Source organism: Gordonia sp. SMJS1 (assembly GCF_029866425.1).
In the GTDB taxonomy this organism is placed as follows: domain Bacteria; phylum Actinomycetota; class Actinomycetes; order Mycobacteriales; family Mycobacteriaceae; genus Gordonia; species Gordonia hongkongensis.
Window position 1 is genome coordinate 2,483,484 of record NZ_CP123381.1, and the last position, 23,806, is coordinate 2,507,289.

At 67.6% G+C, this 23,806-nt stretch carries 20 protein-coding genes, 1 pseudogene and 1 riboswitch; of the genes and pseudogenes, 18 read left to right on the forward strand and 3 right to left on the reverse strand.

What is annotated here, in order from left to right:
* The first annotated feature begins 344 nt into the window (after positions 1-344).
* The 18 genes and pseudogenes from QAD21_RS11350 to ppc all read left to right on the forward strand — a co-directional run bounded on the left by QAD21_RS11350 (position 345) and on the right by ppc (position 20,528).
* On the forward strand, positions 345-653 hold the full coding sequence (locus QAD21_RS11350) for a hypothetical protein (RefSeq protein ID WP_247452014.1): 309 nt from the start codon (positions 345-347) through the stop codon (positions 651-653).
* Positions 653-3,163, forward strand: a complete 2,511-nt coding sequence (locus QAD21_RS11355) for a hypothetical protein (protein WP_280361482.1) — start codon at positions 653-655, stop codon at positions 3,161-3,163. Before QAD21_RS11350 ends, QAD21_RS11355 begins: the two co-directional genes overlap by 1 nt.
* Complete coding sequence (locus QAD21_RS11360; RefSeq protein ID WP_280361484.1) at positions 3,147-3,962, forward strand: hypothetical protein; 816 nt, start codon at positions 3,147-3,149, stop codon at positions 3,960-3,962. Before QAD21_RS11355 ends, QAD21_RS11360 begins: the two co-directional genes overlap by 17 nt.
* Positions 3,963-4,015: 53 nt before the next feature.
* Positions 4,016-4,720 (forward strand): ribulose-phosphate 3-epimerase, encoded by a 705-nt coding sequence (gene rpe / locus QAD21_RS11365; RefSeq protein ID WP_058250359.1) that lies wholly within the window; start codon positions 4,016-4,018, stop codon positions 4,718-4,720.
* A 4-nt stretch (positions 4,721-4,724) separates the two neighbouring features.
* Positions 4,725-5,750, forward strand: coding sequence for a bifunctional diaminohydroxyphosphoribosylaminopyrimidine deaminase/5-amino-6-(5-phosphoribosylamino)uracil reductase RibD (gene ribD / locus QAD21_RS11370; protein WP_280361487.1), 1,026 nt, complete (start codon positions 4,725-4,727; stop codon positions 5,748-5,750).
* Positions 5,751-5,832: 82 nt separating this feature from the next.
* Positions 5,833-5,989, forward strand: a riboswitch (FMN riboswitch).
* A 44-nt stretch (positions 5,990-6,033) separates the two neighbouring features.
* Positions 6,034-6,672, forward strand: a complete 639-nt coding sequence (locus QAD21_RS11375) for a riboflavin synthase (RefSeq protein ID WP_058250564.1) — start codon at positions 6,034-6,036, stop codon at positions 6,670-6,672.
* A gap of 20 nt (positions 6,673-6,692) precedes the next feature.
* Entirely contained in the window at positions 6,693-8,021 is a 1,329-nt protein-coding gene (locus tag QAD21_RS11380; RefSeq protein WP_065632149.1) for a bifunctional 3,4-dihydroxy-2-butanone-4-phosphate synthase/GTP cyclohydrolase II, read from the forward strand.
* Complete coding sequence (gene ribH / locus QAD21_RS11385; RefSeq protein ID WP_058250361.1) at positions 8,018-8,530, forward strand: 6,7-dimethyl-8-ribityllumazine synthase; 513 nt, start codon at positions 8,018-8,020, stop codon at positions 8,528-8,530. Before QAD21_RS11380 ends, ribH begins: the two co-directional genes overlap by 4 nt.
* On the forward strand, positions 8,527-9,015 hold the full coding sequence (locus QAD21_RS11390; protein WP_058250362.1) for a PH domain-containing protein: 489 nt from the start codon (positions 8,527-8,529) through the stop codon (positions 9,013-9,015). Before ribH ends, QAD21_RS11390 begins: the two co-directional genes overlap by 4 nt.
* Before the next feature lie 10 nt (positions 9,016-9,025).
* A complete protein-coding gene (uvrC, locus tag QAD21_RS11395; protein WP_065632150.1) occupies positions 9,026-11,083 on the forward strand; it encodes an excinuclease ABC subunit UvrC in 2,058 nt (685 codons plus the stop codon).
* Positions 11,076-12,008, forward strand: coding sequence for an RNase adapter RapZ (gene rapZ / locus QAD21_RS11400; protein WP_065632222.1), 933 nt, complete (start codon positions 11,076-11,078; stop codon positions 12,006-12,008). Before uvrC ends, rapZ begins: the two co-directional genes overlap by 8 nt.
* Complete coding sequence (gene yvcK, locus QAD21_RS11405; protein ID WP_058250364.1) at positions 12,005-13,033, forward strand: uridine diphosphate-N-acetylglucosamine-binding protein YvcK; 1,029 nt, start codon at positions 12,005-12,007, stop codon at positions 13,031-13,033. Before rapZ ends, yvcK begins: the two co-directional genes overlap by 4 nt.
* Before the next feature lie 73 nt (positions 13,034-13,106).
* Positions 13,107-14,084 (forward strand): DNA-binding protein WhiA, encoded by a 978-nt coding sequence (whiA, locus tag QAD21_RS11410; RefSeq protein ID WP_174316851.1) that lies wholly within the window; start codon positions 13,107-13,109, stop codon positions 14,082-14,084.
* Positions 14,085-14,243: 159 nt separating this feature from the next.
* On the forward strand, positions 14,244-15,263 hold the full coding sequence (gap, locus tag QAD21_RS11415) for a type I glyceraldehyde-3-phosphate dehydrogenase (protein WP_058250365.1): 1,020 nt from the start codon (positions 14,244-14,246) through the stop codon (positions 15,261-15,263).
* Positions 15,264-15,296: 33 nt separating this feature from the next.
* On the forward strand, positions 15,297-16,508 hold the full coding sequence (locus tag QAD21_RS11420; RefSeq protein WP_280361495.1) for a phosphoglycerate kinase: 1,212 nt from the start codon (positions 15,297-15,299) through the stop codon (positions 16,506-16,508).
* Positions 16,509-16,511: 3 nt separating this feature from the next.
* The gene (tpiA, locus tag QAD21_RS11425; protein WP_065632152.1) at positions 16,512-17,300 is read left to right on the forward strand and encodes a triose-phosphate isomerase; all 789 of its coding nucleotides are present in this window, start codon (positions 16,512-16,514) and stop codon (positions 17,298-17,300) included.
* Between the two features lie 106 nt (positions 17,301-17,406).
* Positions 17,407-17,643, forward strand: a complete 237-nt coding sequence (gene secG, locus QAD21_RS11430; protein ID WP_010841002.1) for a preprotein translocase subunit SecG — start codon at positions 17,407-17,409, stop codon at positions 17,641-17,643.
* A gap of 55 nt (positions 17,644-17,698) precedes the next feature.
* Positions 17,699-20,528, forward strand: a pseudogene (gene ppc / locus QAD21_RS11435) (phosphoenolpyruvate carboxylase).
* A 7-nt stretch (positions 20,529-20,535) separates the two neighbouring features.
* On the opposite strand, the gene pgl reads toward ppc, so the two are convergent.
* Genes pgl through zwf form a run of 3 tightly spaced genes read right to left on the reverse strand, consistent with a single transcriptional unit; the run spans position 20,536 to position 23,805 of the window.
* Positions 20,536-21,273, reverse strand: coding sequence for a 6-phosphogluconolactonase (gene pgl, locus QAD21_RS11440; RefSeq protein ID WP_058250369.1), 738 nt, complete (start codon positions 21,271-21,273; stop codon positions 20,536-20,538).
* On the reverse strand, positions 21,270-22,202 hold the full coding sequence (locus QAD21_RS11445; RefSeq protein WP_058250370.1) for a glucose-6-phosphate dehydrogenase assembly protein OpcA: 933 nt from the start codon (positions 22,200-22,202) through the stop codon (positions 21,270-21,272). Before QAD21_RS11445 ends, pgl begins: the two co-directional genes overlap by 4 nt.
* Before the next feature lie 49 nt (positions 22,203-22,251).
* The gene (gene zwf, locus QAD21_RS11450; RefSeq protein ID WP_247452021.1) at positions 22,252-23,805 is read right to left on the reverse strand and encodes a glucose-6-phosphate dehydrogenase; all 1,554 of its coding nucleotides are present in this window, start codon (positions 23,803-23,805) and stop codon (positions 22,252-22,254) included.
* Position 23,806: the final 1 nt, after the last annotated feature.

Genomic DNA, 23,806 nt, shown 5'->3' on the forward strand with positions numbered 1-23,806 from the left:
AGTGTCGCTCCGCCCGCGATCGGGCATCAACCGCCCGCACGCAGCGGCGTCGAAACCAGCCTGATCCAGATACTCGCAGCGTCGTGATTGTGGATGGCGAACGCACAGTCCGGTGATGCTGTACTAGTGGTGTGTCTCGGAAGTAAGCGACTGGTCTCCGGCGCTCGATCGGCGCCTGGCTGCGTTGTCGTCGGTCGAGATAGCTCCGCTATCCCTCCCTCCTCCGCCTTGCCAGACCACCGATCGCTCCACCGGATACCGGCCACCTATTTCCGAGACACACCACTAGGTTGTTCGTCGTGGCGGTCCGCCACGTCGTTGTCGGTGCAAACTCGGGGGTTTGTATGGCTGAGCGGTTCGGTGTCGAGGAGCTGGGTGTCATCACCGGCGTGGGCGATGCGCTGGCTCGATGCTCATCGGAGACACGAGCTCTGTGGACCGGGAAGTCCGCCTTCGACGATGCGTCGGGGGCGATGCCGGCATCGGCCATCGGTGCGGCGTGCGCCGGGAAAGACGACACCGTCCGCTCATTGCTGGGCCGCGCGGCGGCGAGGATGGACCAGGTGTCGCAGACCTGCTACCAGGCCGCCGGTGACGTTGCTGATACCGAGGAGTCCCTGGCCAGCGGCTTCCGTGCCATCAGCGAGTTCTGATGTCGCGACCATCGCGGTCTGTCGTCAATGGCTGGGACCTGATGTCTCTGGATGCGGCCGCGTCTGCGCTCGACGCGGCCGTGGATGACCTGAGCGGTCTCACCCAGAGGATGGCCGAAGCGCCGATGAAAGCGGGCGACTCCAAAGGGTGGGTGGGGGACTCCCAACGCGGTTGCGAGACTCGCACCGACTCCGATCGAACCGAGATCAACAAACTCGGGGCCGACCTCACCCGCGCCGCCACTGCGCTCCGGGATACGTCGTCTGCGATCAGTCCGAATCGCACTACCGCACTGGTTCGAGCGCTCGGGCTGGAACGGGACGAGTTCAGCGTTGCCGACGACTGGACGGTACGAGACACCCGAAACTATGCGGCCGAGCTCAAAGGAGTGGAGGCGGGAAGTGCGACCGAGCGCTCGATTCTCGACGCTCAGGCCGCCCGAGCGGAGGAGGCGAAGACGGCGACCCTCTCGTTGCAATCCCTGGCCGATCAGATGGGCGAGGACGATCGCAACGGGGCGAGAGTTCTCGCGGCAGCCTTTGGCGATGCCGAAGGTAATGCGCCAGTCGCGTCGAGCTACTCGCCGGGCCAGGCGAGCATCGATGTCCAGGCCATCATGAGTGGTACCGCCACGAAGGAGCAGAGGGATCGGTTCTTCCGAGCCACCAGCCTGACCGCGGAACAGCGGGCCGCGTTGGCCCGAGGGGATTTCGCGGAGATTTCGAAGGAGCAGTTCGATTACCTGAAAGCGATCTACACACCGAGTTGGGGTGGCGGACCCGAAGGACAGCCACTGTCCCTTGATGCGCTGAAGTCGTTCGGAGACAAGTACACCGACGCAGAACGTGAAAACCTGAAACAGGGTCTCGCTGATGGTGTGTTCATGCTGGGGAACCCACACCTGCGGACCGCGCAGACCGACTCGAATGCTCTCGCCGAGATCTACGGGACGGAAGCACCATTCGTGTCCGGTGGGATGAGCGCACTCCCGACTCCGATCCGCGAGGCCTTGACCGATTCTGCCGCGAGTAGAGGCCGATTGTCGGTGCCGGACTCGGGTGCGCACTCAGGCGGCCACAGGCTGGTCACCGATCTGAAGACCTTCGACGACCTCGAGTCAGTGATGGACATCCTGGAGCACCGGTCGGTTGATCCGCCGGGAGGCGGGTACGGCTCGGAGTCGGTGCAACTGGGCAGCGACGTTGACCGAGCGTTGATCGCGAGGGCGAGTGAGATTGCGGCAGCGGGCGCGACGGAGTACGCATCCAATCCAGGCATGCTCGATCACAATCTCGTTCGGGAAAGCGACGTCGAGAGTCTCCTCGTCCAGATGCTGGGCGTCGCGGGCGGTGATCACGTTGCAGTGCATGATGCGGTCATGTCCGCGACCGGCAACCCAAGTGGCAACTCGATGCCGACGACTTTTGACCTCGACGGCAACGAACGGTCGTTCAGGGACGCGGAGGCCCTCGAACACCTGTTGACGTTCGACTGGACCGATGAAGCGGGCCACGAGAACGACGGAATCAACAAGCTGTTCAACTGGATGCCGGGTGTTGCCTACGCGCCCGACGGGAGCTCCGCGGAAGCGGTGCTCGAAAGCCAACGAGCCGGCAACATCTCGACTGCGCTCGCGCAGTACTTCGGCGACAACAAAGATGCCCTGATCGACATCGGAGATCGGAAACCGGCTCTGGGCGAGCTCAACCCGGAGCTGACCCGGACGCTGGCTTCTGCGATCGGCTCCCACACGGCCGTATTGGCAGGCGCGGATCCCGGGCTTTTCCATACGCACGGTGTTCAAGCGGTCGACGTCAGGGATCTGAAAGCTACTTTTGAAATACTGAATTCCGACGCTACTGCGGGAAAGATCATCAATTCTCTCACCGCCTTGCAGGTTGATGTGATGCAGCAGGAGTTCGGCAAAAACCCTCATGACTACGGGCTTGGGGAAGTTGCGGGACGGCTTGAGGGAGCGATGGCGGGTGGACTCGATGCGCACATCGAGGAAACCAACATCGACGGCAGGCATCTGGCCGCCCACGACGCTGCAGTAGCCGGCGCCGTCTTTGACAGCGCGAAGGCGCTTATGACTGCGGTCCCGGGTCTCGACCCGGCTGTCAAAGTTCTGCTCGACGGTGCGGCGCCTCAGTTGAAGCTCGATCTGTCCGGGCTGCCGATTGATCCAGACACGATCAAGGCCGATCCGAAGCTTCAGGAACTCCGGACCGACATGTACAACCAGCAGATCAACCCAAATGCGAAGTATGTGCAGATTCTCGAAGGTTACTTTGAGAATCACCCTGAACTCGTGAATAATCCTGAGTTCCGAAAGATTTTCGTTACAGGGAAACAGGTGGACTTCGAGGAAATGAGACGAACCGGAGTAATTGCTGAGAATGTCGACAGTCCACGGGCTGCTACATTCATTCAGAAATTAATGCAGTCGGATATCAACGCCTTCGCCCTTCGTCACAACGAGAATTTTGAGCATGCATACAGGCGGTGATCGGATGCGTCCGGCGGTGTGCTCGATTTCGATCCGTTCTCGTCCGCAGGCCATCGTGCTTCTGCTCGTGGCGGTGCTGCTTTCAGGGTGTGCTTTCTCGTCCAGTGATGTCACGGATCGCGTTACTTCTACGCCTGCGATGACACCGGCAGATGCGATTCCGCCGAAACTCAAGATCGCATTTCGCTGGGTCCCGTCGCCAACGCTCAATCTGATGAGTCCGGAAGCCACTTTCGTGCGGGCGTACGCAGAATCGTATGAGTTGGCTTTCGAAGGGCAGTCTGCTTCGTGGGGCTATCCAGGTTTCGAATCGGCATCGCCAGCTGACATCGATCAGCGCGTACGAACCATTGAGAGCCATAGTAAGTACCGGGATGTCGAAAAGACGGTGTTCTTCACTCCGCTACGACGTACCGAGCGAGAAGGGACAGTCCGGGTGATCCTCTGTCGAAGCGAGATCACGTCTACAATGCTGCCTTCGGGAACCGGGGACATCGAGTGGAAGAATTTCGCGGACTCCTGGGGAGTGCCGGCGATTCTCGACTTCGTCACTGCCGGTAACAACTCGCCACCCGGCGAGCAGCTTGGGCAGAATCTGACGCCAACCACATCGGTCTTCGGGTCGTGGAACGCGATCAATTTTGTGCAGCTGGGGCTTGGTCCGGAGAACCGCGCCGATATCGTCGCGTGCAACGCCTTACCCCCGAACCCCGACCTTCCGAGAGTCGGGGTCGAGACGGGACCCGAGCCGTGGCCGGTACTGCCCCCGTCCCCCGGCTGGCCGGCGAACGGCGTCTGAGACGCCGGCACGCTTTCGTCCGTAGCGGAACCCGCGTCCTACACTTGTCGACCATGTGCACCGCCGGTACCGCGCCCATGATCGCCCCGTCCATCCTGTCCGCGGACTTCGCGAATCTCGCGGCCGAGGCCGCTGCGGTGGCGCAGCCGGGGGAGACTCGCGCCGACTGGTTGCACGTCGACGTGATGGACGCGCACTTCGTCCCGAACCTGACCCTGGGGCTGCCGATCGTCGAGAGCCTGTTGAAGGCGACCGACATCCCGCTCGACTGCCACCTGATGATCGAGAACCCGGAGCGGTGGGCGCCGCCGTACGCCGAGGCCGGAGCACACAACGTCACCTTCCATGCCGAGGCCACCGAGAACCCGATCGGCGTCGCCCGCGACATCCGCGCCGCCGGGGCCAAGGCCGGGCTGTCGATCAAACCAGGTACGGCGCTCGAGCCGTACCTGGAGATCCTGCGCGACTTCGACACCTTGCTGATCATGAGCGTCGAACCGGGCTTCGGCGGTCAGAAGTTCATCCCCGAGGTCCTCGACAAGGCCCGCGCCATACGGAAGTTCATCGACGCCGAAGACCTGCGGCTCCTCGTCGAGATCGACGGCGGCATCAACGCCGACACCATCGAGGAGGCCGCCGAGGCCGGCATCGACTGCTTCGTCGCCGGATCTGCTGTCTACGGCGCGGACGATCCCGGACAGGCCGTCGCCGCACTCCGCGAGTCGGCCGCCGCCGCACGGGCACAGACCCAGGCCTGACCCGATGGACATCGCCGCCGCCATGGAACGCGCCATCAGCGCATCCCGGGAGGCGATGGGAATCAGTTCGCCCAACCCACCCGTCGGCGCGGTCATCCTCGCGGCCGACGGCACCGTCGCCGGCGTCGGGGCGACGCAACCACCCGGCGGGCCGCACGCCGAGGTGATGGCACTGCGAGCTGCGGGCGCGTCGGCGCGAGGCGGCACCGCGATCGTCACTCTCGAACCGTGCAACCACATCGGCCGGACCGGCCCGTGCGCGCAGGCACTCCTCGAGGCCGGGATCGCCGAAGTCCATTACGCGGTGAGTGACCCGAACCCGGTCGCCGCCGGTGGTGCCGAGACGCTTCGGGCCGCCGGGGTCCGGGTGACCGGGGGAGTATCCGCCGGCGCCGTCGAGGACGGGCCCCTGCGGCCATGGCTCACCCGCCAGCGTCTCGGTCGTCCGCACGTCACCGCGAAGATCGCGTCCGGTGTCGACGGCCGGATCGCAGCGCCCGACGGCACCAGCCAGTGGATCACCGGCCCGCAGGCTCGCGACCACGCGCACACACAGCGCGCCCGGATCGACGCCATCGTGATCGGTACCGGCACCGCGCTGGCCGACAACCCCACGCTCACCGCGCGCACCGTCGACGGCGCACTGCACCCGCACCAGCCCGCGCGCGTGGTCCTCGGCCACCGCGACATCCCGGCCGACGCCCGGCTCCGGGATCCGGCCGGCGGACCGCTGGTCCGCATCGACTCCCACGACCCCGCCGACGTCCTCGCCGCGCTGCCCGACGCGCTGTGGGTGCTGGTCGAAGGCGGGCCACCCATCCTCGGCGCGTTCTTCGCGGCGGGCCTCGTCGACGAGGTGCACGCCTACGTCGCCCCGCTGGTGCTGGGTGCCGGTCGCAGTTCGGTCGAGATCCCGGGCGTGACCACCCTCGACGACGGCCAGCGGTTCAGCACGAGATCGGTGACCCGACTCGGAGAGGACGTCCTCGTCACACTGTCGCGGCCGTCGACCACCCCGCGCGACAGCTGAGCGAGACGACATGCCCGAGACGCATTTCGCTCACCGGAATCGCAATGCGACTGACATCGCCGACCGTGCTAGCGTCGATGTCACCAGTTCTCGGGGCGGGGTGGAAATCCCCACCGGCGGTGATGAGGGTGCGGTGGATCCGCATCGTCCAGCCCGCGAGCGCCTGCCACCAGGCAGGGACAGCAGATTCGGTGCGAATCCGAAGCCGACGGTCATAGTCCGGATGCGAGAGAACAGGCGACACGAGGCCGCCCTGTCTGCTCCGAGCGAGCAGGAGGAGTGCGTGTTCACCGGAATCGTGGAAGAACTCGGCGTCATCGCCGACCGCGAGGATCTCTCCGACGCCGCCCGATTCACCGTCCGCGGGCCCGTGGTCACCGCCGACGCCGGTCACGGCGACTCCATCGCCGTCAACGGTGTGTGTCTGACGGTCGTCGACCTCCGTCCCGGTGAGTTCACCGTCGACGTGATGGGCGAGACGCTGCGCCGCAGTTCGCTGTCCGACCTCGCCGCCGGAAGCACCGTCAACCTCGAACGCGCCATGCCCGCGAACGGCCGCTTCGGCGGCCACATCGTGCAGGGACACGTCGACGGCACCGGCACGATCGCCGCGGTCAACCCGTCGGAGAACTGGACGGTCGTACGGATCGCCGTGCCCGCGGCGCTCACCCGGTATCTCGTCGAGAAGGGTTCCATCACCGTGGACGGGGTGTCCCTCACCGTGTCCGCGGTCGGCGGGTCCGGCGACGACTCCTGGTTCGAGATCTCCCTGATCCCGACGACCCTCAACGAGACCAACCTCGGCGCCGCCCGACCCGGCACCGTGGTCAACCTCGAAGTCGACGTCATCGCGAAATACGTCGAGCGCCTTCACCTGGGTTCGGACACGACTGGTACTCCTGATGTAGCGGGGGCGAAATGAGCACAACGAGTGAGGTTCTGATGAGCGAGTCACCGCGCGAGGGGAACGACGCGACGGCAACCGAGGGTGGCGGCGCCGTCGCCTTCGACACGATCGAGCGCGCCATCGCCGACATCGCCGCCGGCAAGGCGGTCGTCGTGGTCGACGACGAGGATCGTGAGAACGAGGGCGACCTGATCTTCGCGGCGGAGAAGGCGACCCCCGAACTGGTGGCGTTCATGGTGCGCTACACCTCCGGCTACCTGTGTGTCCCGCTCGACGGCGACGCCTGCGACCGGCTCGGCCTGCCGCCGATGTACTCGATGAACCAGGACAAGCACGGCACCGCCTACACCGTGACCGTCGATGCCCGGGAGGGCATCGGTACCGGTATCAGCGCCGCCGACCGCGCCACCACCATGCGTCTGCTGGCCGACCCCGACGCCGCGGCGGCCGACTTCACCCGACCCGGCCACGTCGTCCCGCTGCGAGCCAAGGAGGGCGGCGTGCTGCGTCGTCCCGGGCACACCGAGGCCGCGGTCGACCTCGCCCGCCTGGCCGACCTCGCCCCGGCCGGCGTGATCTGCGAGATCGTCAGCCAGAAGGACGTCGGCTCGATGGCGCAGACCGACGAGCTGCGTGTGTTCGCCGACGAGCACGACCTCGCACTGATCTCGATCGCCGACCTCATCGCGTGGCGCCGCCGTCACGAGAAGCACGTGGTCCGCGTCGCCGACGCCCGGATTCCCACCCGGCACGGCGACTTCCGTGCCGTCGGCTACTCCAGCGTCTACGACGACGTCGAACACGTCGCGCTCGTCAAGGGAGACGTCACCGGCGAGGACGGCGAGGGCCACGACGTCCTGGTCCGGGTGCACTCGGAGTGCCTGACGGGCGACGTCTTCGGGTCGCTGCGCTGCGACTGCGGCCCGCAGTTGGACGCCGCGATGGAGATGGTGGCCGACGAGGGCCGCGGGATCATCCTGTACATGCGCGGGCACGAGGGTCGCGGGATCGGGCTGTTGCACAAACTGCAGGCCTACCAGCTGCAGGACGCGGGGTCCGACACCGTCGACGCCAACCTGGAACTGGGCCTGCCCGCCGATTCGCGGGACTATGGACTCGGTGCCCAGATCCTCGTCGATCTCGGCGTACGGTCGATGCGTCTGCTGACCAACAACCCCGCCAAGCGCGTGGGGCTCGATGGATACGGTCTGCACATCGTCGACCGGGTCGCGATGCCGGTGCGCGCCAACGCCGAGAATCTGCGGTACCTGCGTACCAAGCGTGACCGGATGGGCCACGATCTGATCGGGCTCGACGATCACGTCCAGCCCACCGACGGCGCGTCCGAAGGAGCACCTGCATGAGCGGCCACGGAGAGCCGACCCTCGAACTCGCCGACGCCGGCTCGCTGCGTCTGGCGATCGTCTCGTCGCAGTGGCACGAGGTCGTCTGCGGCGCGCTCCTCGACGGTGCCATCCGGGCCGCGCGCGACAACGGCGTCGTCGACCCGACCATCGTGCAGGTGGCCGGCGCCATCGAGCTGCCCGTCATCGTGCAGGCACTCGCGCGGACGCACGACGCGGTCGTCGCGCTGGGCGTCGTGATCAAGGGTGAGACACCGCATTTCGAGTATGTGTGTGACGCGGTGACCGCCGGCCTGACACGGGTGTCGCTCGACGAGTCGACCCCGGTCGGCAACGGAGTCCTGACCGTGCTCACCGAGGACCAGGCGATCGCACGGGCCGGACTCCCGGGCTCGACGGAGGACAAGGGCGCACAGGCGACGGTCGCCGCGCTGGCGTCGGCGCTGACCCTGCGCGCGCTCGCGCGCGGCGAAACCCTCCCGGTGGCGGTCGGAGGAGCATCGGCGTGAGTCCCGCGGACACCCCGCCGACCGACTCCACCGGCTGGGACCTGGTCTACCGGCCCCGCAACCTACCGCGGTGGGCCATCGCCGCCGCGGTCGTGGTGATGGCCATCCACATCACGTTCGGTCTGCTGCTCACGATCGACGACGTCGGAGTCCGCAATCTCGGCGGTTCCGACCAGATCGCGATCATCCTCATCGGCGTGCTCATCTCGGCAGCCATCCTGCTGTTCACCCGCCCGCGACTGCGCGTCGGAGCCGCCGGCGTCGAGGTGCGCAACCTGGTGTCGGCGCGGCTCTTCGAATGGGACCGTGTTCTCGGTCTCACCTACCCGGAGCAGGGTTTCGGGGCGTGGCTGCTCTTCCCGGCCGATGAACACATCACCGTCCTGGCCGTTCAGGCCGGTGACGGTCAGCGCGCCATCGACGCGATGGGTCGATTCCGCGAGCTCGAGGAGCGCTACCGCGGGACTGTCCGGCCCGGACACTAGCCTGGAACACGTGGCCGACCCGACTACCTACCGACCCGCCCCGGGGTCCATCCCGACCGATCCCGGGGTGTACAAGTTCCGCGACGAGCATCGTCGTGTCATCTACGTGGGCAAGGCCAAGAACCTCCGGTCGAGGCTGACGTCGTACTTCGCCGACATCGCCTCGCTGCACCCCCGCACCCGTCAGATGGTGACGACAGCCGCTTCCGTCGAGTGGACGGTGGTCGGCACCGAGGTCGAGGCTCTGCAGCTCGAATACAACTGGATCAAGGAATTCGACCCGCGCTTCAACGTCCGCTACCGCGACGACAAGAGCTACCCGATGCTCGCGGTCACCCTGAACGAGGAGTATCCGCGCCTGTTCGTGTATCGGGGTCCGCGTCGGCGCGGCGTGCGCTACTTCGGTCCGTACGCGCACGCGTGGGCGATCCGCGAGACGGTCGACCTGCTGACCCGGGTCTTCCCGGCCCGGACCTGCTCGGCCGGAGTGTTCAAACGGCACCGGCAGATCGACCGCCCGTGTCTGCTCGGCTACATCGACAAGTGCTCCGCCCCCTGCGTCGGGCGGGTGGATGCCGAGGAACACCGGGAGATCGTCGAGGACTTCTGCGATTTCCTCGCCGGCCGCACCGACCTGATGATCCGCAAGATGGAACGGGACATGAACGTCGCGGCCGAGGAGCTCGACTTCGAGCGTGCCGCGCGGTTGCGTGACGACATCGGTGCGATGCGACGCGCCATGGAGAAGCAGGCGGTCGTGCTCGGCGACGGCACCACCGCCGACGTGATCGCGCTCGCCGGCGATCAGCTCGAGGTGTCGGTCCAGGTGTTCCACGTCCGCGACGGACGGGTGCGCGGCCAGCGCGGATGGGTGGTCGAGCGCAGCGACAACGGCACCGACGGCGATGTGGTGGGGGAGTTCATCACCCAGTTCTACGGCGCCCAGGTCGATTTCGACGCCACCGTCGACGTCGGGACCGATCGGGCACACGGGGAGTCGATACCTCGTGAGGTGCTGGTGCCGGAGTTGCCGTCCGACGCCGAGGAGCTCGAGGAGTGGCTGTCCGGTCTCCGCGGCAGCCGGGTGCGGTTGCGGGTGCCCCAGCGCGGCGACAAGAAGGCGCTGTTCGAGACCGTCGCCCGCAACGCCGGCGAAGCCCTTGCGCAGCACAAACTCCGACGCGCGGGCGATCTCACGACCCGATCGGCGGCGCTCACCGAACTGCAGGAGTCGCTACTGCTCGATCAGGCGCCGCTGCGCATCGAGTGCGTCGACATCTCGCACGTGCAGGGCACCGATGTGGTCGCCTCCCTCGTGGTCTTCGAAGACGGTCTGCCGCGTAAGTCCGACTATCGGCACTACTCGATCCGGCACGCCGCCGGCGAGGGCCGATCCGACGACGTCGCGTCCATCGCCGAGGTCACCCGACGCCGGTTCCTGCGCCACCGCACCGACCGCGATGCGCCGCCACCGGTGTCCGGCGAGATCAGCGCGGCGGCCGACACCACGGCGCAACCGCGGAAGTTCGCCTACCCGCCGAACCTCTTCGTCGTCGACGGCGGTGCGCCCCAGGTGCACGCCGCCGCGGCGGTCCTCGACGAACTCGGCATCACCGACGTCTCGGTGATCGGGCTCGCCAAACGCCTCGAGGAGGTATGGGTGCCCGGCGACGACGACCCGATGATCCTGCCGCGCAACAGCCAGGCACTGTTCCTGCTGCAACGGGTGCGCGACGAGGCCCATCGGTTCGCCATCACGTTCCACCGCAGCAAGCGCAGCAAGCGCATGACCGAGTCGGTGCTCGACGGGGTCCCCGGCCTCGGCCGAACCCGCCGCACCGCGCTGGTGACCCACTTCGGTTCGGTTGCGCGCCTGCGCGAGGCATCGTTGGATGAGATATCCCAGGTGCCCGGGATCGGCCTCACCACGGCGCGTGCGGTCCAGACCGCGCTCTCCGGCGAGGTGGCGGCGCCCGACCAGACCCCGAACCCGGCCCCGATCCCGGAGCGGGCCGAGAAGGAGATGACGGTGGCGACCGGTGACGCGGGACGAGGTGCCGATGAGTGACCACACCGAAGTGCAGAGCGCGGCGATCGCCGAGGCGAACGACACCGACTTCACCGTCCTGTTCGTGACGGGGATGTCCGGCGCGGGACGCTCCACCGCGGCGAACGTGCTCGAGGACGACGGCTGGTACGTCGCCGACAACGTGCCTCCCTCGCTGATCTCGACGATGGTCGGGATGGTCCGCGAAGACGATCCGGCGATCACCCGGCTCGCCATGGTCTTGCGCGCGTCCGACGCCAACCTGGCCCATCAGCTCGAACAGCTGCGGGACCGTCTCGAAGAGTCCGGGATCCGGACCCGGCTCCTCTACCTCGACGCCAGCGACCAGGTGCTGGTTCGCCGTTTCGAGCAGGTTCGTCGCCGACATCCGTTGCAGGGCAAGGAAACCCTCGTCGAGGGGATCGCCCGCGAACGGGCGATCCTCGCCCCGATCAAGAACGTGGCCGATCTGGTGGTGGAGACGTCGGCGCTGACCGCGGCCAAACTGCGCGCGATCGTCGAGGGCGTCGCGCCGGGCGACACCGAACCGCGGCTGTCGATCGCGGTGCAGTCGTTCGGCTTCAAGTACGGTCTGCCCATCGATTCCGATCTCGTCGCCGACGTCCGCTTCCTGCCCAATCCGCACTGGATCGACGAACTGCGCGATCACAACGGCCGGGAGGCGCCGGTCCGCGACTATGTCCTCGGCCAGCCGGACGCCGACGGATTCCTCGACCTCTACACCGGCCTGGTCTCGATCGTCGGCCGCGGTTACCTGCGGGAAGGCAAGCGCTACATGACCATCAGCGTCGGCTGCACCGGCGGCAAGCACCGCAGTGTCGCCATCGCCGAGGAACTGTCGGCTCGGTTGCGCCGCGCCGTCGACGACGCCGGCCACGCGTCCTATGACGTCCGGGTCATGCATCGTGATCTGGGGCGCGAATGAGTTCCCGGGAGCCCCGGATCGTCGCGCTCGGCGGCGGTCACGGCCTGTACGCGACGCTGACCGCGATGCGCTATCTGAGCGCCGACATCACCGCGGTGGTCACCGTCGCCGACGACGGGGGGTCGTCGGGACGGTTGCGCGCCGAACTCGGACTCATTCCACCCGGTGACCTGCGAATGGCGCTCGCCGCCTTGATGAGTACGCCCGACGGCTTGCCGGACGCACAGGCCGCCGACGGCCCGGCGGCCCGCCGCCGGCACGAACTGTGGGCCGAGGTGCTCCAGCACCGCTTCGGCGGCCGTGGGGCGCTCGCCGGGCATCCGATCGGCAATCTGCTCCTCGCCGGACTCACCGAGGTGCTCGGCGACACCGTGGGGGCCCTCGCCGAGTTGCGGGAGATCTTCGGCATCACGGGGCACGTGCTGCCGATGTCGACCGTGCCCCTCGACATCGAGGCCGACGTGTCGGGACTCGAGGCCGATCCACGCATCAGTCGCGAGATCCGGGGACAGGTCGCGGTGGCCACCACGCCCGGCAAGGTGCGCCGCGTCCGGCTGTTGCCCGGCGACCCGCCGGCCTGCGAATCGGCGCTGACCGCAATAGAATCGGCCGACCTGCTGATGCTGGGGCCGGGCTCCTGGTTCTCGAGCGTGATCCCGCACGTGCTCGTGCCCGAACAGTTGAAGGCCTTGCAGCGCAGCAGCGCTCGCAAGGTGCTCGTGGTCAATCTGGCCCCCGAGCCGGGGGAGACCCCGGGGTTCTCGGTCGAGCGTCACCTCCATGTGCTGCACGCCCATGCGAACACCTTCCGCGTCGACCACGTCCTCGTGGACGCGTCGTCGGTGCCCGCGGGACGGGAGCGCGATCACCTCGTGCGTGCGGCCGGATTGTTCGGCGCGGAGCTGAATGTCGGAGACGTCGCGGTGCCGGGCCGGCAGGTCCATGACCCGGCGAAAGTCGCCGCCGTGGTGAACGAACTGTGCGAAGGTGAACTGACCCGTTACTCTGACCGAGCGGACGCCTGATTCGGGCGATGTCTCCGCGATTTTCACTCGAGGGACGTGTGGTCTGTTGACAGGAGGACAGGTACCGGTGGCGATGACGGCGGCGGTGAAGGACGAACTCAGTCGCCTGTCGGTGACTCAGGTGAGTTGCCGGAGAGCCGAGGTGTCCGCGCTGCTGCGTTTCGCCGGCGGTCTGCACATCGTCGCGGGTCGCGTGGTGGTCGAGGCCGAGGTGGACATGGGCAACGTGGCGCGCCGGTTGCGCCGCGAGATCCACGACCTCTACGGCTACGCCTCGGACGTCCACGTCCTGCGCGGTGGCGGGCTGCGGAAGTCGGCGCGCTACATCGTGCGGATCACCAAGGACGGCGAGGGCCTGGCACGACAGACCGGGCTGCTCGACCTGCGCGGCCGCCCGGTGCGCGGCCTGCCCGCCCAGGTCGTCGGCGGTAGTGTCGCCGACGCCGAGGCCGCCTGGCGCGGAGCATTTCTCGCGCACGGCTCGCTCACCGAGCCGGGCCGGTCGTCGGCCCTGGAGGTCAGCTGTCCCGGGCCGGAGGCGGCGCTCGCCCTCGTCGGCGCGGCCCGACGCCTCGGTGTCACGGCCAAGGCCCGCGAGGTCCGCGGGGCCGACCGCGTTGTCATCCGCGACGGCGAGGCCATCGGGGCGTTGCTGACCCGGATGGGGGCCCACGACACGAGGCTTGTGTGGGAGGAACGACGGATGCGGCGTGAGGTGCGCGCCACCGCCAACCGCCTGGCCAACTTCGACGACGCCAATCTGCGTCGATCGGCGCGTGCGGCGGTCGCCGCCGCGGCCCGCGTGGAACGCGCGCTGGACATCCTCGGCGACGAGGTGCCCGACCATCTGATCGCGGCCGGACAGCTCCGGATCACCCACCGGCAGGCGTCGCTGGAGGAGCTCGGTCAGCTCGCCGACCCGCCGATGACCAAGGACGCCGTCGCCGGGCGTATCCGCCGCCTGCTGTCGATGGCCGACAAGAAGGCCCGCCAGGACGGCATCCCCGACACCGAATCCGCGGTGACCTCCGAGCTGCTCGACGAGGCCTGACACGGACCTGCGGTGTGCCGAGCAGAGGGTCGCCTACTAGGCTGGTGGCGACGTGGGCGGAGGCGTGACCACTCAGGTGTGCTTCGCTGACCGCTCACGCGCGGCCAGACCGGGCTTGACCACCAGGCCCGACCATGAATACCGCTAAGGAGCACAACTGTGACTGTTCGGGTAGGCGTCAACGGATTCGGCCGGATCGGCCGCAACTTCTTCCGTGCCGTCGAAGCGCAAAAAGCTTTGGGCACCACCGACATCGAGATCGTCGCGGTCAACGACCTGACCGACAACGCGACCCTCGCGCACCTGCTGAAGTTCGACTCCATCCTCGGTCGCCTGTCCGACGACGTCACCCTCGAGGGCGACGACACCATCGTCGTCGGTGAGCAGAAGATCAAGGCCCTCGAGGTCAAGGAAGGTCCGGCCGCCATCCCGTGGGGCGACCTGGGCGTCGACGTGGTCGTCGAGTCGACCGGCATCTTCACCGCCCGCGCCAAGGCTCAGGGACACCTCGATGCCGGCGCAAAGAAGGTCATCATCTCCGCCCCCGCCTCGGACGAGGACATCACCATCGTGATGGGCGTCAACGACGACAAGTACGACGGCAGCCAGAACATCATCTCGAACGCCTCGTGCACCACCAACTGCCTCGGCCCGCTGGCCAAGGTCCTCAACGACGAGTTCGGCATCGTCAAGGGCCTCATGACCACGATCCACGCCTACACCCAGGACCAGAACCTGCAGGACGGCCCGCACAAGGACCTGCGTCGCGCCCGCGCCGCCGCCATCAACATCGTGCCGACCTCGACCGGTGCCGCCAAGGCCATCGGCCTGGTGCTCCCGGAGCTGAAGGGCAAGCTCGACGGCTACGCGCTGCGTGTCCCGATCCCCACCGGTTCGGTCACCGACCTCACCGCCCAGCTGTCGAAGACCGCCACCGCCGAGCAGATCAACGCCGCGCTCAAGGCCGCTGCCGACGGTCCGCTCAAGGGCATCCTGAAGTACTACGACGCACCGATCGTCTCGTCCGACATCGTCACCGACCCGCACAGCTCGCTGTTCGACGCCGGCCTGACCAAGGTGATCGACGACCAGGCCAAGGTCGTGTCCTGGTACGACAACGAGTGGGGCTACTCCAACCGCCTCGTCGACCTCATCGGTCTCGTCGGCAAGTCGCTCTGACCCACCCCCAACGACCTTAGGAGTCAACGCCTCATGGGTGTTCCCACTCTGAAAGACCTTCTGGACGAAGGTGTTTCGGGCAGGGGTGTGCTGGTCCGGTCGGATTTCAACGTCCCGCTCGACGGGTCGACGATCACCGATCCGGGTCGCATCCTCGCGTCCCTGCCGACGCTCAACGCGCTCATCGACGCCGGTGCCAAGGTGATCATCACCGCGCACCTGGGTCGTCCGAAGGGCGAGCCGGATCCGAAGTTCTCGCTGGCACCGGTGGCCGCCCGCCTCGGTGAGGAACTCGGCCGCAACGTGCAGCTCGCCGGTGACGTTGTCGGCACCGACGCGCTGGCCCGCGCGGAAGGACTCACCGACGGCGACGTCCTGCTGCTGGAGAACATCCGCTTCGATCCGCGGGAGACCGCCAAGGACGACGCCGAGCGCGAGGCGCTCGCCAAGGCGCTGGTCGAGCTCGTCGGCGACGACGGCGCGTTCGTCTCCGACGGCTTCGGAGTGGTGCATCGCAAGCAGGCCTCGGTCTACGACGTCGCCAAGCTGCTCCCGCACTACGCGGGCGAGCTGGTGGAGGCCGAGGTCGACGTGCTGTCCAAGCTCACCGAAGAGGTGACGCGTCCCTACGCGGTCGTCCTCGGCGGGTCGAAGGTCTCGGACAAGCTCGGCGTCATCGAGGCGTTGGCACCCAAGGTCGACACGCTGGTCATCGGCGGCGGTATGGCGTTCACCTTCCTTGCCGCACAAGGGCATTCGGTGGGCTCCTCGCTGCTGCAGGAAGATCAGATCGACGTCTGCAAGAGCCTGCTGGAGCGGTTCGGCGACGTGATCCACCTGCCCGTCGACGTCGTGGTGGCCGACAAGTTCGCCGCGGACGCCGAGTCGGACACGGTGGCGTCCGACGCCATTCCCGACGGCTGGATGGGGCTCGACATCGGACCGGAGTCGGTGAAGCGATTCGCCGCGGTCCTCTCGGGTGCCAAGACCATCTTCTGGAACGGTCCGTCGGGCGTGTTCGAGTTCGAGAAGTTCTCGGCGGGCACCCGCGGTGTCGCCGAGGTCATCGCGGGCGCGACCGGCAACGGCGCGTTCACCGTGGTCGGCGGCGGCGACTCGGCGGCCGCGGTCCGCACTCTGGGTCTGCCCGACTCCGATTTCTCGCACATCTCCACCGGAGGTGGCGCATCGCTGGAGTACCTCGAGGGCAAGGAACTCCCCGGACTGAAGGTTCTGGAGAGCTGATCCATGGCAACTCGTAAACCGCTCATCGCGGGCAACTGGAAGATGAATCTGAACCACCTCGAGGCCATCGCGCTGGTTCAGAAGATCGCCTTCGCCCTCCCGGCGAAGTACTTCGACAAGGTCGATGTGACGGTCATCCCGCCGTTCACCGACATCCGCAGCGTGCAGACGGTCGTCGACGGCGACAAGCTCCTGCTCACCTACGGTGCGCAAGACCTGTCGGCGCACGACTCGGGCGCCTACACCGGCGAGATCAGCGGTGCGTTCCTCGCGAAGCTCGGCTGCACCTTCGTGGTGGTCGGGCACTCCGAGCGGCGCACCCTGCACAACGAGACCGATGAGGTCGTGCTGGCCAAGACCAAGGCCGCGCTCAAGCACGAACTCACCCCGATCGTGTGCATCGGTGAGGGGCTCGACGTCCGCGAGGCCGGCGACCACGTGGCCTACAACGTGGCGCAGCTCAAGGGATCGCTCGCCGGTCTGTCCGCGGCCGAGATCGCTCAGACCGTCATCGCGTACGAGCCGGTCTGGGCGATCGGCACCGGCCGGGTGGCGAGTGCGGACGACGCCCAGGAGGTGTGCAAGGCGATCCGTGAGGCGCTGGTCGAGATCGCCGACGCCGAGACCGCGGCATCGGTGCGGATCCTCTACGGCGGATCGGTCAACGCCAAGAACGTCGGCGACATCGTCGGACGTCCCGACGTCGACGGCGCCCTGGTCGGCGGCGCATCGCTGAAGTCCGACGAGTTCGCGACGCTGTCGGCGATCGCCGCGGGTGGCCCCTTGCCCTGACGGGTCGCACCCACGCGTACACTGTGGCAGGTTGGCCTCTTTTCGGGGGTTGACCTGCCACAGCTGTATGTAGGGGCTTTACGGAAGGGCGTTGCGACTCGTGACTGTGCAAGGTGCACTCGACATCGGATTGATCGTGACCAGCGTGTTGCTGATCGTGCTCATCCTGCTGCACCGCGGCAAGGGTGGCGGTCTGTCGTCGCTGTTCGGCGGCGGTGTCCAGTCCAGCCTCTCGGGCTCGAGCGTCGTCGAACGCAACCTGGACCGGTTGACGATCTTCGTCGGGCTCATCTGGGTGATCTTCATCGTCGGCGTGGGCGTCGACATCAAACTGTCCGGCTAGCCACCGTACGCGCCTCGGGATGCCGCGCCCGTGAGTTGCCGGGATACTTGACGGCATGAGTGAAACCGTCCCGCGCGGGGAGTCCCGGACTGGCGCCCATCGATCTCCATCGTCGACCACATCGTCGTCGACGACGAGGGCCGAGCACTCACCGAACCCCTACGGGAGGACATCCGCCTTCTCGGCGGGATCCTGGGTGACGTCGTCCGCGAGCACTCCGGCAGCGACGTCTTCGATCTCGTCGAAGCCGCCCGCGTGGCCGCATTCCGGGTGCGCCGCAACGAGATCGACCGCACCGAACTCGCCGACATGTTCGTCGATCTGGACATCTCCACCGCGGTCCCGGTCATCCGCGCGTTCAGCCACTTCGCCCTGCTGGCGAACCTGGCCGAGGACATCCACCGTGAGCGGCGCCGCGCCATCCACGTCCGGGCCGGAGACCCGCCCCAGGACAGCAGCCTCGCCGCCACCTACCGCAAGCTCGCCGAGGCGGGACTCGGCGACGACGAGGTCGGCCGGGCGCTGGCCGATGCCGCCGTGGTGCCGGTCATCACCGCTCACCCCACCGAGACCCGCCGACGCACCGTCTTCGAGGCCCAGAACCGCATCACCGAGCTGATGCGGTTCCGCGGCCGGACCGAACTGATGCCGGACGAGGACGCGGCGGTCACCGAGTCGATCCGGCGGCAGATCCTGACGCTCTGGCAGACCGCCCTCATCCGGCTCGAACGTCTCACCATCCAGGACGAGATCCGTTCCGGGCTCCGCTATTACGACGCCTCGTTCTTCGAGGTCGTGCCCGCCATCAACACCGCGGTACGCACCGCGCTGCGCTCGACGTACCCCGACGCCGGACTCGCCGACGAACCGATGATCCGGATGGGGTCGTGGATCGGCGGCGACCGCGACGGCAATCCGTTCGTGAACTCCGAGGTGGTGACCCTGGCCACCACGCTCGCCGCGCAGACCGCCGTCGGACACCACCTGGCCGAACTCGAGAGTCTCGCACAGGAACTCAGCATGTCGGCCCGGCTCATCGACGCCAGCGACACCCTGTTCGACCTCGCCGGGGCCGACGCCGACGACCCGGGGGCCGACGAACCCTTCCGGCTCGCCCTGCGCTCCATCCGGTCCCGTCTGGTGGCGACCGCCCGGGAGATGTTCGACGACGACTTCCTCACCTCGAGCGACCTCTTCCTCATCGACGGGAAACAGCCGTACGGCGACGCCGCCGAACTCCTCGCCGACCTCGATGTGATCGACGGCGCGCTGCGCGCGAACAACGACGACACGATCGCCGACGACCGGTTGCTCGCTCTGCGAGAAGCCGTGCGCACCTTCGGGTTCCACCTGTCCGGACTGGACATGCGGCAGAACTCCGACATGCACGAGGAAGTGGTCGCCGAGCTGCTCGCGTGGGCGGGTGTGCATCCGGACTATGCGTCGCTCGACGAGTCCGAGCGCGTCGAGATCCTCTCCGCGGAACTGCGTGCGCGCCGACCGCTGACCAGTCCCGACGCCGAGCTGAGCGAGCTGGCCACCAAGGAACTCGGAATCGTCCGGGCCGCCGCCAGGGCGTCGCGACCTTCGGCCCCGCGGCCGTGCCCAACTACGTGATCAGCATGTGCACCTCGGTCAGTGACATGCTCGAGGCGCTGATCCTGCTCAAGGAGGCAGGCCTCTACGATCCGAATGACGGAACGCCACGCTGTACGGTCCGCGTGGTTCCGCTGTTCGAGACGATCGAGGATCTCCAGCAGGGCGCAGCGACCCTCCTCGCCGTTCTCGACGTCCCGTTCTATCGGGCGATGGTCGAGTCCCAGAACGGGATTCAGGAGATCATGCTCGGCTACTCGGACTCGAACAAGGACGGCGGCTACATGGCCGCGAACTGGGCGCTCTACCGCGCCGAGCTCGATCTGGTCGACGTGGCGTCGCGGTCGGGCATCAGGTTGCGTCTGTTCCATGGGCGCGGCGGGACCGTCGGGCGCGGCGGTGGTCCCAGTTACGACGCCATCCTGGCCCAGCCGCCCGGCGCGGTTCAGGGCTCGCTGCGCATCACCGAGCAGGGCGAGATCATCGCCGCGAAGTACGCCGAACCGGTCACGGCGCGGCGCAACCTGGAGACGCTGCTCGCCGCGACCATCGAGTCCTCGCTCCTGGACACCGAAGGCCTCGGCGACGAATCCGATTCGGCCTACGAAATCATGGACGACATCGCGGCGAAGGCGCGAGCCGCGTACAGCCGGCTGGTCCACGAGACCCCGGGATTCGTCGAGTACTTCACCACCTCGACGCCCCTGTCGGAGATCGGTGCCCTCAACATCGGCAGCCGGCCGGCGTCGCGCAAGCAGACCGAGAAGATCTCCGATCTGCGGGCGATCCCGTGGGTGCTCTCGTGGACGCAGTCGCGCGTGATGCTGCCCGGCTGGTACGGCACGGGCTCGGCGTTCGAGGAATGGGTCGGGGACGATCCGGAGCGGTTGGAGACGTTGCGGCGGTACTACGCCAAGTGGCCGTTCTTCCGCACCGTGATGTCGAACATGGCTCAGGTACTGGCGAAGTCGGACATGGGCCTGGCCCACCGGTACGCACAGCTGGTGCCCGACGAGGAGCTGCGCGAGCGGGTGTTCGGCATGATCGTCGACGAACACGAGCGGACGATCGCGATGTGCGCGAAGATCACCGGCACCGACGACCTTCTCCACGACAACGCCGCGCTGAAGCGGTCGGTCTACAACCGCTTCCCGTATCTCGAGCCGCTCAACCTGCTGCAGGTCGAGCTGCTGCGGCGCTTCCGCGCGGGGGAGGACACCCCGATCGTGCGGCGCGGGATCCAGCTCACCATGAACGGCCTCGCCACCGCGCTGCGGAACTCGGGCTAGCGGACGGTCACCGGATGTCGGCGGCGGCCGCGTCGTCGAGGAACCAGATGGTTTCCTCGGTGCCGCGCGCCCCGGCAGCGGGCCAGTCGGCCGGGTCCGCGCCACCGTGTGCGGCACCGACCGCCTCGGCCTTGTCGGCGCCGGCGACCAGGAACCACACCTGCCGGGAACGGTTGACGACGGGCAGGGTCAGGGTGATCCGGCGCGGCGGCGGCTTCGGCGAATCCTCGACGGCGACCACCGACTTCGTGGTCTCCGCGGTGGCCGCAGTGTGCGGGAACAACGAGTTGATGTGTCCCTCACCGCCCATGCCGAGCAGATGGAGATCGAACTCCGGCGCCACGCCGTCGCTCGACCGGCCGGCGAGAATGGCGGCGTAATCCGCGGCGGCGGCCTCGATGTCGTCGCCGAGCGGTCCGTCCGACGGCGCCATCGGGAACACCCGCGACGGGTCGACGGGCACGGTGTCGAGCAGCGCCTCGCGCGCCTGACCCGAATTGCGTTCCGGATCGTCGGCGGGGACGAAACGGTCGTCGCCCCAGTAGATGTCGACCTTGGACCAGTCGATGGTGCCGCTGTCGGCGGCGAGCGCCGACAGGAGGCCGATCCCGTTGCTGCCGCCGGTCAGCACCACACTCGCGACGCCGCGTTCGGCTTGGGCCCGGGTCACGAGGTCCACGAACCGGGTCGCGGCGGTCTCGACGAGTTCCTGCTTGGAGTCGAAGACGAGGGTCTCGGTGGTCATCGGGCGGCAACTCCTTCGGTGTCATCTGTGAACTCGACCTCGGGCACACCCTTGAGTGCTTCGATGTACACCTCGTCGGTGTCGAGTCGTCGTAGCTCCTCCGCGATACACGCGGGAAGTTCACGCCGGCCCATGGCGACGCGTCCATCGGGTTTGCCGGGCATCGTCAGCACGGCGTTGTTCTCCTCGTCGACGGCGAGGATGGTCGGACCCTCGTCGCGGTGGAGTCGGATCTCGAAACTGCCGCGGCGGCGTCGCGTCGGGACGTTCAGGGTGGACCGCAGCCAGCCGGCGATCAGGTCCACCGAGGGCGAGTTCTGGGACCCGGTGACCACGACCTCGGTGATCGGGGTGTGCGGCGGTCGGTCGACCGCGGACGCGAGGATCGCGCGCCAGTGGGTGATGTGGGTCCAGGCGAGGTCGGTGTCGCCGGGGGAGTAGGTCTCGAGGCGCTGCGCCAGCACCGCGAGCGAGTCGCCCGCCTTGCTCGCGTCGACGATGCGCCGGTGCCCGAGTTTGCCGAGCGGATCGTCGGCGGGGCGTCGTGGACCCTTGCCCGGCCACCACGTGACGACCGGGGTGTCGGGGAGGAGGAAGGGGGTCACCACGCTGTCCGGATGGTCGGCGAGTTCGCCCTGCAGCGACAGCACGACCACCTCGGAGGCGCCGGCATCGCCGCCCACGCGGATCTGCGCATCGAGCCGTGAGTCGCCTTCGCGCACACCGCGATACACGACGATGACGCGGCTCGGGTGCTCGCGGCTCGCGCCGACCGCCGCCTCGATGGCCCCTTCCATCGGCTCACCCAGTTCGACGCACACGACCAGGGTGAGTACGCGACCCAGACTCAGCGCGCCGCCCGCGGCGCGCACCTCGATGATCTTCTTGGCGACCTTTCCGGTCGACGTGTCGGGCAGTTCGACGATCATCGGGAGGCCTCCTGAACGGATCGGACGGTGCGGGCGTACGGACGTCTCGTCACGGCCGGCGCCACGCGCGACCGGTGCGGGCCATCATCTCCTCGGCCGAACGCGGCCCCCACGTCCCGGACTCGTAGGTGTCGGGCGACCCCGACTCGGACCAATGGTCGAGCACCGGATCGAGGATGCGCCAGGACAATTCGACTTCCTCGTTGACGGGGAACAGCGAGGGTTCACCCAGCAGGACGTCGAGGATAAGACGCTCGTACGCCTCCGGCGAGGCCTCGGTGAAGGCGGTGCCGTAGCTGAAGTCCATGTTGACGTCCCGGACCTCCATGCTCGACCCGGGGACCTTCGACCCGAATCGGAGGGTGATGCCCTCGTCCGGCTGGATCCGGATCACGAGCGCGTTCTGGCTCAGTTCCTCGGTCATGGTCTGGTCGAACGGCAGGTGCGGAGCGCGCTTGAAGACGAGTGCGATCTCGGTGACGCGACGGCCCAGGCGCTTTCCGGTGCGCAGATAGAACGGGACCCCTGCCCAGCGACGGGAGTCGACCTCGAGGGCGATGGCGGCGAAGGTCTCGGTCTTCGAGTCCTTCGCGAAGCCCTCCTCTTCTTTGAGGCCCGGCACCTTCTCGCTGCCCTGCCATCCGGGTCCGTACTGACCGCGGGCGGTGTTCTCGTCGATCGGCAGGACGTTGCGCGTCGCGGCGAGGACCTTGATCTTCTCGGCCTGTAATTGCTTGGGCTCGAAGGAGATCGGCTCCTCCATCGCGACCAGGGCCATGAGCTGCAGCAGGTGGTTCTGGATGACGTCGCGTGCCGCGCCGATCCCGTCGTAGTAGCCCGCCCGGCCGCCGAGACCGATGTCCTCGGCCATGGTGATCTGGACGTGGTCGACGTAATGCGAACTCCACAGCGGATCGAACAACTGATTGGCGAACCGCAGGGCCAGGATGTTCTGGACGGTCTCCTTGCCCAGATAGTGGTCGATGCGGAACACCGACGACTCGGGGAAGACGTTGTTGACGATCGCGTTGAGTTCGCGTGCGGACTCGAGATCGTGACCGAACGGCTTCTCGATCACCACCCGTCGCCAGCTGTCGCCCGTCGGCGTGGCGAGACCGCTGCGCTCGAGCTGCTCGCAGACCGTCGGGAAAGCCCCCGGCGGTATCGACAGGTAGAACGCGTGATTGCCGTCGGTCCCGCGTTCGACATCGAGCGACTTGAGCGTGTCGCGCAGCCTGTCGAAGGCGGCGTCGTCGTCGAATGCGCCCTGCACGAACCGGAATCCCTCGGCGAGGCGTTCCCACACCTCTTCGCGAAATCCGGTCCGTGCGTGTTCACGGACGGCGTCGTGGACGATGGCGCCGAAGTCCTCGTCGGTCCAGTCACGCCGGGCGAAGCCGACGAGGGCGAACGACGGTGGCAGGAGGCCGCGGTTGGCGAGGTCGTAGACCGCCGGCATCAACTTCTTGCGGGCGAGGTCGCCGGTGACCCCGAAGATGACCAGGCTGCACGGTCCCGCGATGCGCGGCAGCCGTTTGTCCTGCGGGTCACGGAGCGGATTGGTCCACGAACCGGTCCCGGTTGACTCCTCGCCTCCCGCCACC

Excerpts from the sequence above, each read along its gene's own strand:
- yvcK (WP_058250364.1), top strand. The coding sequence starts at position 12,005 with ATGAGTTCCCGGGAGCCCCGGATCGTCGCGCTCGGCGGCGGTCACGGC.
- QAD21_RS11380 (WP_065632149.1), top strand. The coding sequence starts at position 6,693 with ATGAGCGAGTCACCGCGCGAGGGGAACGACGCGACGGCAACCGAGGGT.
- rapZ (WP_065632222.1), top strand. The coding sequence starts at position 11,076 with ATGAGTGACCACACCGAAGTGCAGAGCGCGGCGATCGCCGAGGCGAAC.
- pgl (WP_058250369.1), bottom strand. The coding sequence starts at position 21,273 with ATGACCACCGAGACCCTCGTCTTCGACTCCAAGCAGGAACTCGTCGAG.
- rpe (WP_058250359.1), top strand. The coding sequence starts at position 4,016 with ATGTGCACCGCCGGTACCGCGCCCATGATCGCCCCGTCCATCCTGTCC.
- tpiA (WP_065632152.1), top strand. The coding sequence starts at position 16,512 with ATGGCAACTCGTAAACCGCTCATCGCGGGCAACTGGAAGATGAATCTG.
- whiA (WP_174316851.1), top strand. The coding sequence starts at position 13,107 with ATGACGGCGGCGGTGAAGGACGAACTCAGTCGCCTGTCGGTGACTCAG.
- QAD21_RS11355 (WP_280361482.1), top strand. The coding sequence starts at position 653 with ATGTCGCGACCATCGCGGTCTGTCGTCAATGGCTGGGACCTGATGTCT.
- ribH (WP_058250361.1), top strand. The coding sequence starts at position 8,018 with ATGAGCGGCCACGGAGAGCCGACCCTCGAACTCGCCGACGCCGGCTCG.
- QAD21_RS11360 (WP_280361484.1), top strand. The coding sequence starts at position 3,147 with ATGCATACAGGCGGTGATCGGATGCGTCCGGCGGTGTGCTCGATTTCG.
- QAD21_RS11445 (WP_058250370.1), bottom strand. The coding sequence starts at position 22,202 with ATGATCGTCGAACTGCCCGACACGTCGACCGGAAAGGTCGCCAAGAAG.
- ribD (WP_280361487.1), top strand. The coding sequence starts at position 4,725 with ATGGACATCGCCGCCGCCATGGAACGCGCCATCAGCGCATCCCGGGAG.
- QAD21_RS11420 (WP_280361495.1), top strand. The coding sequence starts at position 15,297 with ATGGGTGTTCCCACTCTGAAAGACCTTCTGGACGAAGGTGTTTCGGGC.
- QAD21_RS11350 (WP_247452014.1), top strand. The coding sequence starts at position 345 with ATGGCTGAGCGGTTCGGTGTCGAGGAGCTGGGTGTCATCACCGGCGTG.